The sequence below is a fragment of the Pseudomonas sp. H26/SER47-MNA-CIBAN-0231 genome (genome assembly GCF_040310465.1).
GTDB classification, from domain to species: Bacteria; Pseudomonadota; Gammaproteobacteria; order Pseudomonadales; family Pseudomonadaceae; genus Aquipseudomonas; species Aquipseudomonas atacamensis.
Genome location: NZ_JBEOPW010000013.1, coordinates 166,693 through 180,137, shown reverse-complemented (window position 1 = coordinate 180,137; position 13,445 = coordinate 166,693). Strand labels below are relative to the sequence as shown.

The 13,445-nt window shown below is 60.1% G+C and carries 16 protein-coding genes; 6 read left to right on the top strand and 10 right to left on the bottom strand.

The annotated features are described in order from the left end of the window. Nucleotides 1-146 precede the first annotated feature (146 nt). The 10 genes from hisC to AAEZ10_RS19560 form a co-directional block, all read right to left on the bottom strand. Entirely contained in the window at nucleotides 147-1,199 is a 1,053-nt protein-coding gene (gene hisC, locus AAEZ10_RS19605) for a histidinol-phosphate transaminase (RefSeq protein ID WP_350570570.1), read from the bottom strand. 3 nt (nucleotides 1,200-1,202) lie between these two features. After that, nucleotides 1,203-2,540: a histidinol dehydrogenase gene (hisD, locus tag AAEZ10_RS19600; RefSeq protein ID WP_016771667.1), complete on the bottom strand. Its 1,338-nt coding sequence runs from the start codon at nucleotides 2,538-2,540 to the stop codon at nucleotides 1,203-1,205. 125 nt (nucleotides 2,541-2,665) lie between these two features. Beyond that, nucleotides 2,666-3,301: an ATP phosphoribosyltransferase gene (hisG, locus tag AAEZ10_RS19595; protein WP_016771668.1), complete on the bottom strand. Its 636-nt coding sequence runs from the start codon at nucleotides 3,299-3,301 to the stop codon at nucleotides 2,666-2,668. A gap of 128 nt (nucleotides 3,302-3,429) precedes the next feature. After that, nucleotides 3,430-4,695, bottom strand: a complete 1,266-nt coding sequence (gene murA, locus AAEZ10_RS19590; RefSeq protein ID WP_016771669.1) for a UDP-N-acetylglucosamine 1-carboxyvinyltransferase — start codon at nucleotides 4,693-4,695, stop codon at nucleotides 3,430-3,432. A 22-nt stretch (nucleotides 4,696-4,717) separates the two neighbouring features. Beyond that, nucleotides 4,718-4,957, bottom strand: coding sequence for a BolA family protein (locus tag AAEZ10_RS19585; RefSeq protein WP_016771670.1), 240 nt, complete (start codon nucleotides 4,955-4,957; stop codon nucleotides 4,718-4,720). 115 nt (nucleotides 4,958-5,072) lie between these two features. Continuing rightward, nucleotides 5,073-5,378: an STAS domain-containing protein gene (locus AAEZ10_RS19580; protein WP_073473772.1), complete on the bottom strand. Its 306-nt coding sequence runs from the start codon at nucleotides 5,376-5,378 to the stop codon at nucleotides 5,073-5,075. Further along, nucleotides 5,375-6,028, bottom strand: a complete 654-nt coding sequence (locus AAEZ10_RS19575) for an MlaC/ttg2D family ABC transporter substrate-binding protein (protein WP_073473774.1) — start codon at nucleotides 6,026-6,028, stop codon at nucleotides 5,375-5,377. The genes AAEZ10_RS19580 and AAEZ10_RS19575 overlap by 4 nt, the downstream gene beginning before the upstream one ends. 11 nt (nucleotides 6,029-6,039) lie before the next feature. After that, nucleotides 6,040-6,507, bottom strand: coding sequence for an outer membrane lipid asymmetry maintenance protein MlaD (gene mlaD, locus AAEZ10_RS19570; RefSeq protein WP_016771673.1), 468 nt, complete (start codon nucleotides 6,505-6,507; stop codon nucleotides 6,040-6,042). After that, a complete protein-coding gene (gene mlaE, locus AAEZ10_RS19565) occupies nucleotides 6,507-7,304 on the bottom strand; it encodes a lipid asymmetry maintenance ABC transporter permease subunit MlaE (RefSeq protein WP_016771674.1) in 798 nt (265 codons plus the stop codon). Before mlaE ends, mlaD begins: the two co-directional genes overlap by 1 nt. After that, nucleotides 7,304-8,113, bottom strand: a complete 810-nt coding sequence (locus AAEZ10_RS19560; RefSeq protein ID WP_110646355.1) for an ATP-binding cassette domain-containing protein — start codon at nucleotides 8,111-8,113, stop codon at nucleotides 7,304-7,306. Before AAEZ10_RS19560 ends, mlaE begins: the two co-directional genes overlap by 1 nt. A 272-nt stretch (nucleotides 8,114-8,385) precedes the next feature. Between AAEZ10_RS19560 and AAEZ10_RS19555 the strand changes: the two genes are divergently transcribed. The 6 genes from AAEZ10_RS19555 to AAEZ10_RS19530 all read left to right on the top strand — a co-directional run bounded on the left by AAEZ10_RS19555 (nucleotide 8,386) and on the right by AAEZ10_RS19530 (nucleotide 13,379). Next, the gene (locus AAEZ10_RS19555) at nucleotides 8,386-9,360 is read left to right on the top strand and encodes a KpsF/GutQ family sugar-phosphate isomerase (RefSeq protein ID WP_024011623.1); all 975 of its coding nucleotides are present in this window, start codon (nucleotides 8,386-8,388) and stop codon (nucleotides 9,358-9,360) included. Further along, the gene (locus tag AAEZ10_RS19550) at nucleotides 9,360-9,884 is read left to right on the top strand and encodes a KdsC family phosphatase (protein ID WP_016771677.1); all 525 of its coding nucleotides are present in this window, start codon (nucleotides 9,360-9,362) and stop codon (nucleotides 9,882-9,884) included. The genes AAEZ10_RS19555 and AAEZ10_RS19550 overlap by 1 nt, the downstream gene beginning before the upstream one ends. An 8-nt stretch (nucleotides 9,885-9,892) precedes the next feature. After that, nucleotides 9,893-10,465: an LPS export ABC transporter periplasmic protein LptC gene (lptC, locus tag AAEZ10_RS19545; protein ID WP_024011622.1), complete on the top strand. Its 573-nt coding sequence runs from the start codon at nucleotides 9,893-9,895 to the stop codon at nucleotides 10,463-10,465. Then, nucleotides 10,452-10,997 (top strand): lipopolysaccharide transport periplasmic protein LptA, encoded by a 546-nt coding sequence (gene lptA / locus AAEZ10_RS19540; protein WP_073473782.1) that lies wholly within the window; start codon nucleotides 10,452-10,454, stop codon nucleotides 10,995-10,997. Before lptC ends, lptA begins: the two co-directional genes overlap by 14 nt. Next, nucleotides 10,997-11,722, top strand: coding sequence for an LPS export ABC transporter ATP-binding protein (lptB, locus tag AAEZ10_RS19535; protein ID WP_024011621.1), 726 nt, complete (start codon nucleotides 10,997-10,999; stop codon nucleotides 11,720-11,722). Before lptA ends, lptB begins: the two co-directional genes overlap by 1 nt. A gap of 166 nt (nucleotides 11,723-11,888) precedes the next feature. Next, nucleotides 11,889-13,379: an RNA polymerase factor sigma-54 gene (locus AAEZ10_RS19530; protein ID WP_016771682.1), complete on the top strand. Its 1,491-nt coding sequence runs from the start codon at nucleotides 11,889-11,891 to the stop codon at nucleotides 13,377-13,379. Nucleotides 13,380-13,445: the final 66 nt, after the last annotated feature.

Below are 13,445 nucleotides of genomic sequence, written 5' to 3'. Positions count from 1 at the left end.
CGAGTTGTCTTGCGGGATACATCGACCTGAAAGACCGAGTTGATTATGGATTCAATACAAATCGTTCAAGTCGGTGAGCCTCTCCAATATTCCCCATTCAGTCCCCTCTCCCTCTGGGAGAGGGCTAGGGTGAGGGGCTTTTGCTTTTAGAGGTCGCCAAGGCCGTTGATCAACGCCTGATTCTGCTCCGGCGTACCCACCGATATCCGCAGGAACTGCGCAATCCGTTCCTGCTTGAAGTGCCGCACGATCACGCCCTGCTCGCGCAGCTTGGCCGCCAGGCCCGCCGCGTCATGCTGCGGGTGGCGAGCGAAGATGAAGTTGGCCGCCGACGGCAGCACTTCAAAGCCTTTAGCCTGCAACTGCGCCACCACCCATTCGCGGCTCTCGATCACCTGACGACAGGTCTTGTCGAAATACTCGCGATCTTCGAAAGCCGCCGCCGCGCCGACAATCGCCAGACGATCCAGTGGATAGGAGTTGAAGCTGTTCTTGATCCGCTCCAGCGCTTCGATCAGGTCCGGATGCCCTACCGCCAGACCGACACGCAGGCCGGCCAGCGAGCGTGACTTGGACAGCGTCTGCGTCACCAGCAGATTCGGATAGCGGTCCACCAGACTGATCGCCGTCTCGCCGCCGAAGTCGATGTACGCCTCATCCACGACCACGACCGAATCAGGACTGGCCTTGAGGATTTGCTCGACGGCGTCCAGCGCCAGCAAGCATCCGGTCGGGGCGTTCGGGTTGGGGAAAATGATCCCGCCATTCGGTTTGGCGTAGTCGGCCGGGTTGATCTGGAATTGTGCATCCAGTGGCACCGCATCGAATTCAATCCCGTACAGACCGCAGTAGACCGGATAGAAGCTGTAGCTGATGTCCGGGAACAGCAGCGGCTGGTCGTGTTGCAGCAGACCGTGGAAGATGTGCGCGAGCACTTCGTCCGAACCGTTGCCAAGGAACACCTGACTGGTTTGCACGCCGTAATATTCGGCAACGGCGTTTTTCAGCAGATCACTGTTCGGGTCCGGGTACAGGCGCAAGTTGTCGTTGAGTTCGGCTTGCATCGCCGCCAGTGCTTTTGGCGACGGGCCATACGGATTTTCGTTGGTATTGAGCTTGACCAGTTTGGTCAGCTTCGGCTGTTCGCCCGGCACGTAGGGCACCAGATCCTTGACGAACGGGCTCCAGAATTTACTCATCGCTCAGTTCCCCTGCCCTTTCAGAAAGTCTTGGTCTTTGATGCGGTATTCGGCGCTGCGTGCGTGGGCGCTCAGCGATTCACCACGGGCCAGTACCGATGCTGTTTTGCCCAGCTCGGAAGCGCCGGCCTCGGAGCAGAAGATGATCGACGAGCGCTTCTGGAAGTCGTAGACGCCCAGCGGCGAGGAGAAGCGCGCGGTGCCGGAAGTCGGCAACACGTGGTTCGGACCGGCGCAGTAATCGCCCAACGCTTCGGAAGTGTGGCGGCCCATGAAGATCGCACCGGCGTGGCGAATTTGCGGCAGCCAGGCTTGTGGATCGGCGACCGACAATTCCAGGTGTTCCGGGGCGATGCGGTTGGCGACTTCGATGGCTTGGGCCATGTCGCTCACCTGAATCAGCGCACCACGGCCATTGATCGAAGTTTCGATGATGGTCGCGCGGTCCATGGTCGGCAGCAGTTTGTCGATGCTCGCAGCCACCTTGTCGAGGAACTCGGCGTCGGGGCTGACCAGAATCGCTTGCGCGTCTTCGTCGTGCTCGGCCTGGGAGAACAGGTCCATGGCAATCCAGTCCGGATCGGTCTGGCCGTCGCAGACCACAAGAATTTCCGAAGGGCCGGCGATCATATCGATGCCGACCTGGCCGAACACATGGCGCTTGGCCGTGGCCACATAGATATTGCCCGGGCCGACAACCTTGTCGACACGCGGCACGCTTTCGGTGCCGTACGCCAGTGCGGCAACCGCTTGCGCGCCGCCGATGGTGAACACGCGGTCGACACCGGCGATGCAGGCAGCGGCCAGCACCAGCTCGTTGATTTCACCGCGCGGGGTCGGCACGACCATGACCACTTCGGTCACGCCGGCGACCTTGGCCGGAATCGCGTTCATCAATACCGACGACGGATACGAGGCCTTGCCGCCCGGCACGTAAAGGCCTGCGCGATCCAGTGGCGTGACTTTCTGGCCGAGCACCGTGCCGTCAGCCTCGGTGTAGCTCCAGGAATCCTGCTTCTGTTTTTCGTGATAGCTGCGCACGCGGGCGGCGGCTTTTTCCAAGGCCTCGCGTTGCGGCACAGTGATACGGGTCAGGGCCAGCTCCAGGCGCTCGCGCGGCAGGATCAGGTCGGCCATCGAGGCGACTTCGAGGCCGTCGAACTTCTGGGTGAACTCGACCAGCGCCGCGTCACCGCGCTCGCGCACAGCCTTGATGATGTCCAGCACGCGCTGATTGACCGAGTCGTCAGACACACTTTCCCAGCTCAGCAGATGATCCAGATGATGCGCGAAATCCGGGTCAGCAGCGTTGAGTCGGCGAATTGCAGTGGTTGCGGTCATAGCGAGAGCCTCATAGGAATGGCAAATAACTCAGGCGCCCGAAACTAGCATTCGATCCGCTTGGGCACCTGAGAATTCTGGCTATGAGGCGGATAGACGGCGCGGCCTCGGGCCGCGCAGGTAGATCAGCCGCGGTGTCGCGATTCCACTGCGTTGCGCAGGGTGTCGATCAACGCCTGGATCCGGGCGTGCTGCATTTTCATTGAAGCCTTGTTGACGACCAGACGCGAGCTGATCGTGGCGATCAGTTCCTGGGGTTCCAGGCCGTTGGCGCGCAGGGTGTTGCCGGTGTCGACCACGTCGATGATCTTGTCGGCCAGCCCGATCAGCGGCGCCAGCTCCATCGAGCCGTACAGCTTGATGATGTCGACCTGACGGCCCTGCTCGGCGTAATAACGCTTGGCAACGTTGACGAACTTGGTCGCCACGCGCAGACGGCCCTTGGGCTCGGCCGCGCCGATCTTGCCGGCGGTCATCAGCTTGCACTGAGCGATCTGCAGGTCCAGCGGCTCGTACAGGCCCTGGCCGCTGTATTCCATCAGCACGTCCTTACCGGCGACGCCGAGGTCGGCCGCGCCATGCTCGACATAGGTCGGCACGTCGGTGGCACGCACGATCAGCAGACGCACGTCGTCCTGGGTCGTGGGAATGATCAGCTTGCGGCTCTTGTCCGGATTCTCGGTCGGCACGATGCCCGCTTCAGCGAGAAGCGGCAGGGTGTCGTCAAGGATGCGGCCCTTGGACAGTGCGATGGTCAACATGGGAAACGTCAGTCCTTATCAAGGTACTCATGCCCGGTCGCAATCGGCGCCGGACACACATCGAGGGTGCGTACACCCTCGACTCGAAACGAATTCAGTGGACACGTCCGTGTGTCCCGATGCAGCGATCAGCCCGGAACGCGGCGGATCTTGGCACCCAGCATTTGCAGTTTTTCTTCGATGCACTCGTAACCACGGTCGATGTGGTAGATGCGGTCGATCAGCGTGTCGCCTTCGGCAACCAGCGCCGAGATCACCAGGCTGGCCGACGCGCGCAGGTCGGTGGCCATGACTGGCGCGCCCTTGAGTTTCTCGATACCGGTGACGATCGCGGTGTTGCCTTCAACCTGGATGTGCGCGCCCATGCGGTGCAGTTCGTACACGTGCATGAAACGGTTTTCGAAGATCGTCTCGATCACCGCACCAGTGCCTTCGGCAATGGCGTTGAGCGAGATGAACTGGGCCTGCATGTCGGTCGGGAACGCCGGGTACGGCGCAGTGCGCACGTTGACCGCTTTCGGGCGCTTGCCGTGCATGTTCAGCTCGATCCAGTCTTCACCGCAGGTGATTTCCGCACCGGCTTCACGCAGCTTTTCCAGCACTGCTTCGAGGATGGTCGGATCGGTGTCCTTGACCTTGACGCGGCCACCGGTCACGGCAGCAGCGACCAGGTAGGTGCCGGTTTCGATACGGTCAGGCATGACTTTGTAGAAAGCCGAACCCAGGCGCTCGACGCCATCGATGGTGATGGTGTCGGTGCCGGCGCCGGAAACCTTGGCGCCCATGGCATTGAGGAAGTTCGCCAGGTCGACTACTTCAGGCTCGCGCGCGGCGTTCTGCAACACGCTGCGGCCCTTGGCCAGAGCAGCGGCCATCATGATGTTTTCGGTACCGGTCACGCTGACGGTGTCGAAGAAGAAGTGCGCGCCGCGCAAGCCACCTTCAGGTGCCTTGGCCTTGATGTAGCCGCCTTCGACGTCGATGACCGCGCCCATGGCTTCCAGACCGCGAATGTGCAGGTCGACCGGACGCGAACCGATGGCGCAACCACCAGGCAGTGCGACTTCGGCTTCACCGAAACGCGCGACCATAGGACCCAGTACCAGAATCGACGCACGCATGGTTTTCACCAGTTCGTACGGGGCGATCAGGGTCTTGATGGTGCGCGGGTCGATTTCGACGCTGAGCTTCTCGTCGATCACCGGCTCGATGCCCATGCGCCCGAACAGCTCGATCATGGTGGTGATGTCGTGCAGGTGCGGCAGGTTGCCAACGGTGACCGGGCCATCGCACAGCAAGGTCGCGGCCAGAATCGGCAGGGCGGAGTTCTTCGCGCCGGAAATGCGGATCTCGCCATCAAGACGAGCGCCACCGGTAATAATCAATTTATCCATTAGTATCTCGACGCCCTAGGGCTCAGGTGCGCTCGGCCCAGGCCGCGCGGCTGAAAAATTTCATAGTGACCGCATGGATGCTGCCATCGGTGATCCATGGGTTCAAATGGGCATAGACCTGCTGCTGACGCTTCACCGGGCTCAACGCCGCCAGTTCATCGCTGATCACGTTCAGCTGGAAGTTGCAGCCTTCGCCTTCAACTTCTACCAGCGTTCCTGGCAGCTTTCCTTCAAGGAAGCTCTTCACTTCTACGGCCTGCATGCTCAACCTCAATCGGCGCCCTGTGCGCACGGGTCGGACATCATACAAAAAAGCCCCGCGCCTGCGAACCCCGCAACGCAGGACTCTGACGGGGGGCTTCTTTATAGATGATGGTTCAGGGTTGCGCCAACAACTCGGTCAATTCACTGACCTGAGCGATTTCACGCATGTCGTCAGGCATCGCGCGAATGCTGACGGCCTTGCCGGCCGCCTGCGCATCACGCATGAAGCACAGTAGCAACGACAGGCCGACGCTGCTGGACTTCTGCACCGCCGAACAATCGATGACCAGCGCCGATGCCTTGCTCGACTTGATCAGCGCCTGCCCTTCCTTGCGCAGGTCGGGCCCGGTGCGGTAATCCAGCACGCCGCTGAGCACCAGCTCGTCGACATCACTCATACGAACTGCGGCCTCAGTCATTGCGCTGGATTCCCGGCGGCTTTGTCGGTTTCTTCCTTTGCCTTGGCGACTTCACCGGCCCAGCCATCGATGGTCTTGTCCAGATCGTTGCCATTGCGTTGCATGGCGTCGGCGAACTGGTCACGGAACAGCTTGCCGATATTGATGCCGTTGATGATCACGTTGCGCAGTTTCCACTCGCCGCTGATCTTCTCAAGCGTGTACTGCACCGGATAGATCGCGCCATTGCTGCCCTTGACGGTCATGTTGACGCTGGTGCGCTCGCCCGATTCGTCTTTGGCCGGGTCAACGGTGATGCCCTGGTTGTTGTATTCCAGCAAAGCGTTGCCGTAGAACTGGAACAGACCGCGCTTGAAGTTTTCCTGAAAGCGTTGCATCTGCTCAGGCGTGGCCTTGCGCGAATACTTCACGGTCATGATGCTTTTGGAGATGCCCTCGGCATCCACCACCGGACCGACAATGTTGTTCAGCGCCGCATAGAAATCCTGCGGATCCTGCTTGTACTTCTCTTTGTTTGCCTGCAAGTCGGCAAGCATCCGGTTCGTGGTGTCCTGAATCAGGTCATGAGCCGATTGCCCCGGTGCAGCGTTAGCCATCAACGGCAGGGCCGCGAGCAACACCAACAGGCCACGTCGCAAGATAGAGATCATTCAAAAGCTCCTCATTTGGCGTCTTTGCTAACGGTATTGAGCAGGAATTTACCGATCAGGTCTTCCAGTACCAGTGACGACTGCGTGTCGTGGATGGTTCCACCGTCTTTCAACTGGGTGTCTTCACCGCCGACGCTGATACCGATGTATTTCTCGCCCAGCAGACCCGCGGTCAGGATAGACGCTGTGGAATCGACCGGCAGGTTGTCGACCTTTTTATCCACTTGCAGCGTGACCCGACCGGTGAAGCTGTCGCGATCCAGATCGATAGCGGTGACCTTGCCGATGGTCACCCCGGCCATGGTCACTTTGGCTCTGACCGTCAGACCGGCGATATTGTCGAAATATGCATACAACTTGTAAGTGTCGGTGGACGAAGTCGGAGACAGGCCGCTGACGCGCAAGGCGAGCAGCAGCAAAGCCAGGATCCCTGCCAGCAGGAACAGGCCGACACCGATTTCCAGGGTGCGGTTTTGCATCAGAAATCTCCAAACATCAAAGCGGTCAGAATAAAGTCCAGGCCGAGCACTGCCAGCGAGGCAAACACCACGGTCTTGGTGGTGGCACGACTGATCCCCTCGGAAGTGGGCTCACAGTCATAGCCTTGGAATACGGCGATCCAGGTCACCACAAAGGCGAAAACGACACTTTTGATCACGCCATTGAGCACGTCACTGGTGAAGTTCACGCTGTTCTGCATGTTCGCCCAGTACGAGCCTTCATAAACGCCCAGCCAGTCGACTGCGACCCACGAACCGCCCCAGATGCCGACGACGCTGAAGATCATCGCCAGCACCGGCAGGGAAATGAAGCCGGCCCACAAGCGCGGGGCAATGATGTACTTGAGCGGATCGACACCGATCATTTCCAGGCTGGACAACTGCTCGGTGGATTTCATGTTGCCGATCTCGGCGGTCAACGCCGAACCGGCGCGCCCGGCAAACAGCAACGCCGTGACCACCGGCCCCAGTTCACGCAGCAGCGTCAGGGCGACCATCTGCCCTACAGCCTGCTCTGAACCATAACTGGAAAGAATGCTGAAGCCCTGTAGCGCCAGGACCATGCCGATGAAAATGCCGGAGACCACGATGATCACCAGCGACATGACGCCGACCGAATGCAGCTGCTTGACCAGCAGGCCGAAACCACCGCTGATACCGCCACGGCCCAGCAGGGCGTGAAACAGGAACAGGGTCGCCCGACCAAACACCGCGACCGCGTCGATCGCCGATTCGCCGAACCGACGCACGCGTTCCATCAATGAAATTCTGCGCATCAACGCTTCCCCAGAAGATCTGCGCGGTAATCCGTCGCTGGAAAGTGATACGGCACCGGGCCATCGGGATCACCGGTCATGAACTGGCGGATACGCGGATCATCGGAATTCATCAGCTCATCCGGTGTGCCTTGGCCCAGCACCTGACCATCGCCCACTACATAGATGTAGTCGGCAATGCTCGCGGTTTCCGCCAGATCGTGCGAAACCACGATGCTGGTGATGCCCAGAGCATCGTTGAGCAGGCGGATCAGGCGCACCAGCACGCCCATGGCGATCGGGTCCTGGCCCACGAAGGGCTCGTCGTACATGAGAATCTGCGGATCGAGGGCAATCGCCCGGGCCAGCGCCACGCGGCGCTTCATGCCGCCGGACAGTTCGTCCGGCATCAGCTCGATGGCACCACGCAGGCCCACCGCCTGCAATTTGAGCAGGACGATGTCGCGGATCATGTCTTCCGGCAACTGAGTGTGGACCCGCAGCGGAAAGGCCACGTTCTCGAACACATCGAGATCGGTAAACAGCGCACCGCTCTGAAACAGCACGCCCATGTGCTTGCGCGCATCGAACAGATCACTGCGCGACAGCGTCGGCAGGTTCTGCCCGTTGACCCAGACCTCGCCAGCGGACGGCCGCAACTGTGCGCCCATCAGGCGCAGCAGCGTGGTCTTGCCGCAGCCGGAAGGCCCCATGATGCCGGTGACCTTGCCGCGCGGGATGCGGATATCGACGTTATTGAAAATGCTCCGCGCACCGCGCTTGAAGGAGACTCCCTTCAGCTCGACCGCGTAGGCGTTATCGGCACTCATCTAAACTCCTTGCGATGCAGCCTCTCACTGGGATGCCAGACTTTCCTCGGAAACACCTGCATCCCGGGCAGGCCGAACTGGCGGCGAACTATATCACTGCAAAGGCTGAGCGCCCAAGCGAGAACCCGGCCAAGATCGCCGACTGAAGAGGGCCCGAGCGAGTTTCAGAGGGTTTTGGTAACCAGTAATGACAAAGCACGTCGAACTTGCGTGAGGCTTTGCCACATAACCGCTATAATCGCCGCCTTTTCATCGGCCCATACGATTCTGACATGAGCAAAACCCGCGACCTGATTCAATCGGCACAACGCACCATCCGCCTCGAAGTGGAAGCCGTCCAAGGCTTGATGGCCCATATCGACGCCGATTTCGTACGCGCCTGCGAGATGATTCTGGCCAGCAAGGGCCGCGTGGTCGTGGTCGGCATGGGTAAATCCGGGCATATCGGCAACAAGATCGCCGCCACCCTGGCCAGCACCGGCACTCCGGCGTTTTTTGTGCATCCGGCCGAAGCCAGCCACGGCGACATGGGCATGATCACCCGCGACGATGTGATTCTGGCCCTGTCGAACTCTGGCTCGACCAACGAAATCGTGACGCTGCTGCCATTGATCAAACGCCTGGGTATCCAGCTGATCAGCGTCACCGGCAATCCACAGTCGCCATTGGCGAAGGCTGCGGAGGTCAATCTCAATGTGCATGTCGAGCACGAAGCCTGTCCGTTGAATCTGGCGCCGACTTCTTCTACTACTGCAGCGCTGGTCATGGGCGATGCCCTCGCCGTGGCCTTGCTGGAAGCGCGCGGTTTCACTGCTGAAGATTTTGCCTTCTCGCATCCCGGCGGCGCCCTTGGCCGTCGCCTGCTGCTGAAAGTCGAAAACGTCATGCACGCCGGACAGGAGCTGCCGCAGGTACAACGCGGCACCCTGCTCAAAGACGCGCTGATGGAAATGACCCGCAAGGGTCTGGGCATGACCGCTATTATTGAAGCCGATGGCAAGCTCGCCGGGATCTTCACCGACGGTGATTTGCGCCGCACCCTGGATCGCGCCATCGACATCCGCAGCGCCACCATCGACCAGGTAATGACTGCACACGGCAAGACCGCCCGGCCCGACATGCTCGCCGCCGAAGCCCTGAAAATCATGGAAGACCATCGAATCAACGCTCTGGTAGTCGTCGACGAGGAGGATCGCCCGATCGGCGCCTTCAACCTCTCCGATCTGCTGCGCGCAGGAGTCATGTAATGAGCAACGATCTGCTGCAACGCGGCAAAGCAATCAAACTGGCTGTGTTCGACGTCGACGGTGTGCTCACCGACGGGCGCCTGTACTTCCTTGAAGACGGCAGCGAGTTCAAGACCTTCAACACGCTCGACGGCCAGGGCATCAAGATGTTGATGAATGCCGGCGTGCAGACGGCGATCATCAGTGGTCGCAAGACCCCGGTGGTTGAGCGCCGCGCGAAGAACCTCGGCATCCCGCATCTGTTTCAGGGGCGCGAGGACAAACTGGTGGTACTCGACGGTCTGCTCGCGCAACTGGGCCTAAGCTATGAAGAAGTCGCCTATCTCGGTGACGATCTGCCAGACTTGCCGGTGATCCGCCGTGTAGGGCTGGGCATGGCGGTGGCCAACGCTGCCGATTTCGTCCGCGAACACGCCCACGGCGTTACCCGCGCCCGTGGCGGCGAAGGTGCCGCCCGCGAATTCTGCGAATTGATCCTGCGCGCCCAGGGCCGCCTCGAAGCGGCCAACGCCGCGTACCTGTGAGCCTGACCATGTTTAGCAAAAAGTTTCGCAACTTCCTGCTGTTCGGCTGCATCGCGGCGATTTTCGCTGCGGTCGGCTATTGGAACATCAGCCCGGAACGCTTCCTCGACAAGCCACCGGTTTCGGCTGCCGAGAATCCGATCGACTGGTACGCGACCAACACGCATACCATTCAGTACCTGCCGGACGGCAAGGTGCAGTACGAGATGACTTCCGACAAGGCCGAGCACGTCAAGGCTACCGATGTCACCCTGGTGACCAAGCCTGATTTGAACATGTACCGCGGCACCGACTTCCCGTGGCACGTGACCAGTGAGCGCGGCGAGGTGAATTCCGGCGGTACCGAAGTGGAATTGATCGACTCGGTACGCGTACAGCGCACCGACGAGAAACAGCGCGGCACCCTGATCACCAGCACCCGCATGACCGTGTTCCCGCAGCAGGAATATGCGCAGACTGCGCAACCCGTTAGAATCGAGGGCGCTGGCGGTGTATCGACTGGCGTCGGAATGAAAGCGTACTTGAAGGACAGCAGGATACACCTGCAATCGAACGTAAGAGGACAGTATGAGGCTCGTTAAAACCCTCCCTATTTTGCTCAGTCTGGGCGCAGCACTGGGAAGCGCGAGCGCCTGGTCCCTGCCGAACGATCAGGAGCAGCCGATCCGCATTCAGGCCGACGACGCCCAACTGGACGACAAGAATGGCATCGCCACCTATAAAGGTGACGTGGTCATTACCCAGGGTTCGATGATCGTCAAAGGCAACACCGTGACCATGACTCGCGCGCCCAATGGCGACATCGATGTGGTGACCTCGGTGGGCAACCTGGCCTACTTCGAGCAGTTGCAGACCCAGGGCGACGCCAAACCGGTTCAAGGCTGGGGCGTGACGATTCAATATCACGCTCAGCAGAATCGCGTCGTGCTGATCGACAAGGCCAAGGTTGTCGACAAGGACAACAACACCACCCAAGGCGAGAAAATCGTCTACGACACCGTGAAGAAACTGGCCAGCGCCGGTCGCGCCACGGGCAGCAAGGTCACCGAAGCGCGTCCGCGCATCGACATGGTGATCCAGCCGAAGAAGAAAACCGAAGAGAAATCCCAGTAATGGCAACTCTGAAAGCTCAGCACCTGGCCAAGGCCTATAAAAGCCGCCAGGTCGTGCGTGACGTCAGCCTGTCGATCGACAGTGGGCAGATCGTCGGCTTGCTCGGCCCGAACGGCGCCGGCAAGACCACGTGCTTCTACATGATCGTCGGCCTGGTGCAGGCGGATCAGGGTCGTGTGCTGATCGATGATCTGGACGTCAGCCACCAGCCGATGCACGGCCGCGCCAAGGCCGGTATCGGCTATCTGCCGCAAGAAGCGTCGATCTTCCGCAAACTGTCGGTCGCCGACAACATCATGGCGATCCTCGAGACTCGCCCTGAACTCGACAAGGCCGGTCGGCGCAAGGAGCTGGAAAGCCTGCTGCAGGAATTCCACATCAGCCACATCCGCGACAACCTCGGCATGAGCCTGTCCGGTGGTGAGCGCCGCCGGGTGGAAATCGCTCGTGCCCTGGCCACTGCGCCGAAATTCATCCTGCTCGACGAACCGTTCGCCGGTGTCGACCCGATCTCGGTCGGCGACATCAAGCAGATCATTCACCACCTCAAGGCCAAGGGCATCGGTGTGCTGATCACCGACCACAACGTCCGTGAGACCCTGGATATCTGCGAAACCGCTTACATCGTCAACGACGGTCAACTGATCGCCGAAGGTGATGCCGAGACCATCCTGGCCAACGATCTGGTCAAGGAAGTGTATCTGGGTCACGAGTTCCGCCTGTAAGCGCGACAGCGCTGTATCGATTCAAGGCGCATTTATCCGCTTTAATTGTTACAGCGCTCTAGGCAAACACTTCAGTTTCAGGCATATAATTTGCTTAAGTTTGGCGCTTCGGCGCCCTGTAGTGGATGGCGCAAAGCGCCGGCGAATAAGGTGTTAAGCCCCTGCCATGAAACCATCGCTAGTCTTGAGAATGGGCCAGCAGCTGACGATGACACCGCAGCTGCAACAGGCCATCCGCCTGCTCCAATTGTCGACCCTGGACCTGCAACAGGAGATCCAGGAGGCTCTGGAATCCAATCCGATGCTCGAACGCCAGGAAGAAGGCGACGACTTCGACAACGCCGATCCTCTGGCCGACAACGCCGAACAGAAGCCCGCCGAAATCCAGGAACCCTCCTACCAGGAAACCGCCCCGACGGTGGACAACCTCGAGGATGGCGAATGGAACGAGCGCATCCCCAACGAATTGCCGGTGGATACCGCGTGGGAAGACGTCTACCAGACCAGCGCCAGCAGCCTGCCCAGCAGCGATGATGATGAGTGGGATTTCACCACCCGCACGTCCGCCGGCGAGAGCCTGCAGAGCCATCTGCTCTGGCAACTGAACCTGGCGCCGATGTCCGACACCGATCGCCTGATCGCCGTGACCCTGATCGACTGCATCAACAATCAGGGCTATCTGGACGAAACCCTCGAAGAAATTCTTGAAGCGTTCGATCCGGAACTGGACATCGAGCTCGACGAGATCGAGGCCGTCCTGCATCGCATCCAGCAATTCGAGCCCGCCGGGATCGGCGCCCGCAACCTCAGCGAATGCCTGCTGCTGCAATTGCGCCAGCTGCCCGCGAAGACGCCGTGGCTGACCGAGGCCAAGCGTCTGGTCGCCGATTACATCGACCTGCTCGGCAGTCGCGATTACAGCCAGTTGATGCGCCGGATGAAGCTCAAGGAAGACGAGCTGCGCCAGGTCATCGAACTGGTGCAGAGTCTCAATCCGCGTCCCGGTTCGCAGATCGAGTCGACCGAAGCCGAATATGTCATTCCCGATGTGATCGTGCGCAAGGACAACGAGCGCTGGCTGGTCGAGCTGAACCAGGAATCGGTGCCACGTCTGCGCGTCAATGCCCAGTACGCCGGGTTTGTGAAACGTGCCGACACCAGCGCCGACAACACTTTCATGCGCAACCAGTTGCAGGAAGCCCGCTGGTTCATCAAGAGCCTGCAGAGCCGCAACGAAACCCTGATGAAAGTGGCCACGCAGATCGTCGAACATCAGCGCGGTTTCCTCGAATACGGCGACGAAGCGATGAAGCCATTGGTATTGCATGACATCGCCGAAGCGGTCGGCATGCACGAATCGACGATTTCCCGGGTGACCACGCAGAAATTCATGCATACCCCGCGCGGTATTTATGAGCTGAAATACTTTTTCTCCAGCCACGTCAGCACCTCCGAAGGCGGCGAATGCTCGTCCACGGCGATCCGCGCGATCATCAAAAAACTGGTCGCCGCGGAAAATCAGAAAAAGCCGTTGAGTGACAGCAAGATCGCTGGTTTACTGGAGGCACAAGGCATTCAGGTGGCTCGCCGCACCGTCGCCAAGTACCGCGAATCCCTCGGAATCGCGCCTTCGAGCGAACGCAAGCGGTTGATGTAAGCCACGTTACAGCGTTCCAGTGGCAGGCTTTTCGGCCTGCCGCTTTATGCACTGGCAACGAAGGAG

Bases quoted from the DNA above. Each gene is read 5' to 3' on its own strand.
- AAEZ10_RS19550 (WP_016771677.1), top strand. From the start codon at position 9,360: ATGAGCAACGATCTGCTGCAACGCGGCAAAGCAATCAAACTGGCTGTG.
- lptA (WP_073473782.1), top strand. From the start codon at position 10,452: ATGAGGCTCGTTAAAACCCTCCCTATTTTGCTCAGTCTGGGCGCAGCA.
- mlaE (WP_016771674.1), bottom strand. From the start codon at position 7,304: ATGCGCAGAATTTCATTGATGGAACGCGTGCGTCGGTTCGGCGAATCG.
- mlaD (WP_016771673.1), bottom strand. From the start codon at position 6,507: ATGCAAAACCGCACCCTGGAAATCGGTGTCGGCCTGTTCCTGCTGGCA.
- AAEZ10_RS19555 (WP_024011623.1), top strand. From the start codon at position 8,386: ATGAGCAAAACCCGCGACCTGATTCAATCGGCACAACGCACCATCCGC.
- lptB (WP_024011621.1), top strand. From the start codon at position 10,997: ATGGCAACTCTGAAAGCTCAGCACCTGGCCAAGGCCTATAAAAGCCGC.
- AAEZ10_RS19560 (WP_110646355.1), bottom strand. From the start codon at position 8,113: ATGAGTGCCGATAACGCCTACGCGGTCGAGCTGAAGGGAGTCTCCTTC.
- AAEZ10_RS19580 (WP_073473772.1), bottom strand. From the start codon at position 5,378: ATGACTGAGGCCGCAGTTCGTATGAGTGATGTCGACGAGCTGGTGCTC.
- hisG (WP_016771668.1), bottom strand. From the start codon at position 3,301: ATGTTGACCATCGCACTGTCCAAGGGCCGCATCCTTGACGACACCCTG.
- murA (WP_016771669.1), bottom strand. From the start codon at position 4,695: ATGGATAAATTGATTATTACCGGTGGCGCTCGTCTTGATGGCGAGATC.
- AAEZ10_RS19530 (WP_016771682.1), top strand. From the start codon at position 11,889: ATGAAACCATCGCTAGTCTTGAGAATGGGCCAGCAGCTGACGATGACA.
- AAEZ10_RS19585 (WP_016771670.1), bottom strand. From the start codon at position 4,957: ATGCAGGCCGTAGAAGTGAAGAGCTTCCTTGAAGGAAAGCTGCCAGGA.
- AAEZ10_RS19575 (WP_073473774.1), bottom strand. From the start codon at position 6,028: ATGATCTCTATCTTGCGACGTGGCCTGTTGGTGTTGCTCGCGGCCCTG.
- lptC (WP_024011622.1), top strand. From the start codon at position 9,893: ATGTTTAGCAAAAAGTTTCGCAACTTCCTGCTGTTCGGCTGCATCGCG.
- hisC (WP_350570570.1), bottom strand. From the start codon at position 1,199: ATGAGTAAATTCTGGAGCCCGTTCGTCAAGGATCTGGTGCCCTACGTG.
- hisD (WP_016771667.1), bottom strand. From the start codon at position 2,540: ATGACCGCAACCACTGCAATTCGCCGACTCAACGCTGCTGACCCGGAT.